This window comes from Cupriavidus sp. UYPR2.512 (assembly GCF_000379565.1).
In the GTDB taxonomy this organism is placed as follows: Bacteria; Pseudomonadota; Gammaproteobacteria; order Burkholderiales; family Burkholderiaceae; genus Cupriavidus.
Genome location: NZ_KB903096.1, coordinates 1 through 1,427, shown reverse-complemented (window position 1 = coordinate 1,427; position 1,427 = coordinate 1). Strand labels below are relative to the sequence as shown.

Genomic DNA, 1,427 nt, shown 5'->3' with positions numbered 1-1,427 from the left:
CATCTCGCCATGGACGCGAACACCGGCCAAATCTGTGCTGCACTGATGACCCACCAGGACGTTGGCGATGGCGAAGTGTTGGCCGACCTGCTCGACCAGATCCCGGCTGATACACCGATCGATACCATCGGAGGTGATGGCGCTTACGACAGCAAGCCGTGCCACGCGGAGATTGCCGCGCGAGGTGCACAGCCCTCGATTCCGCCACGCGATGGAGCGAAGCCTTGGCGCTCGCTCGCCCGCAATCCGTCCGTATCGCCTGAGTTCAGCATCACCGAGGAGCCCCTGTTTTCAATCTCGATTTATGCAACAACGCCCTTGCGGGTCACCGCTTCTTTCTTCATTTCCATCGGTACAACTGTACTAAAATATGGCCAGATATAGGGGCCGCCAGCCCCTTGATTCAAGTCCTGATTAATCGAGGTATAACCTTCAATCGCAGGCGGTGAAGAATTACTAACCGCAAGCAGCGTGATTGCGGTAATAGGCTTTTTGTTCGCTTCTCCCATCTTCCAAATCATGTAGATGTATTTCCCGCCCGCACCTGCGTTCAGATCTTGCGGGTTCCAGTTCCAACCCGATGGGGGATTGGATTGAGCTTGGTCGTAAGCAACGAAATTGAGTGATGTAACTGGATTGCTGTCGCCGAGTTGATAACCGATATAGATATACTCGCCACCCACACCGGTGTTTGTGTCAATCGTGATGAAATCCCAAGGCGGCTGGTACTGTGGGCCCGGGGTACTTCCGGCTTGTGTCGTAAGAGCATTAATTGGACTTGTCATTCTCAACTCCTCTCTGCGTCTATGAGACAAAATTAAGTTTATTCAAAATCTCGGAATACGCGACCAAAAAAACACATAATTTTTGACTTGAATCAAATTTAGCCCACTTCCTTTGTAGGCACGTGTTGCCTTAAGAGTCGCTAAGGAATCACTGATTAAATCAGTGCAGCAGTCATCGCGGCATTGAAGAAGTATGTTGTCATAGGCGTGTCCATGATTTAGGTCCATTGATGAAGCGACAGATCAACTTTGCGGAAGCGGAAAGCCACGGCAAGAAGCGGGGGACGCGACGCGAGCGCTTCCTGAAGGAGATGGAGAGTTTGGTGCCGTGGTCGCGCCTGATTGCGGCAGTCGAGCCGTATTACCCCAAGGGCAAGCGCGGACGGCCGCCTATCGGACTTGAGCGGATGCTGCGCATAGCGGTGCGGGCTGTCGGACGAGGCGCTGGAAGACGCGCTGTATGACAGCATGGCAATGCGCGCGTTTGCCGGGCATCGACTTGGTGGTCGAAGCGGTGCCGGATGCGACCACGCTGCTGAAGTTTTTCGGCGTGGTTCATCCCGGCGTTACACAGGCAGGGCAGAAATGAAAGTGCGGGATAATGTGGCCCACTTTGATTTCGGCGTCCCCATGACTTCATCC

General features: G+C 53.8%; 1 protein-coding gene and 2 pseudogenes. 2 read left to right on the top strand and 1 reads right to left on the bottom strand.

Annotated features, from left to right (window positions below; translation table 11 throughout):
• Positions 1-228, top strand: a pseudogene (locus A3A5_RS39145) (transposase); the annotation flags it as partial.
• Between the two features lie 74 nt (positions 229-302).
• Here A3A5_RS39145 and A3A5_RS43525 read toward each other — a convergent pair.
• Complete coding sequence (locus A3A5_RS43525) at positions 303-785, bottom strand: hypothetical protein (protein WP_157637279.1); 483 nt, start codon at positions 783-785, stop codon at positions 303-305.
• 230 nt (positions 786-1,015) lie between these two features.
• Between A3A5_RS43525 and A3A5_RS0122070 the strand changes: the two are divergent.
• Positions 1,016-1,329: pseudogene (locus tag A3A5_RS0122070) on the top strand (transposase); the annotation flags it as partial.
• Between the last annotated feature and the right edge of the window lie 98 nt (positions 1,330-1,427).

What these genes read in the sequence shown, in the direction of transcription:
- A3A5_RS43525 (WP_157637279.1), bottom strand. Translation starts at nt 785, where the DNA reads ATGACAAGTCCAATTAATGCTCTTACGACACAAGCCGGAAGTACCCCG.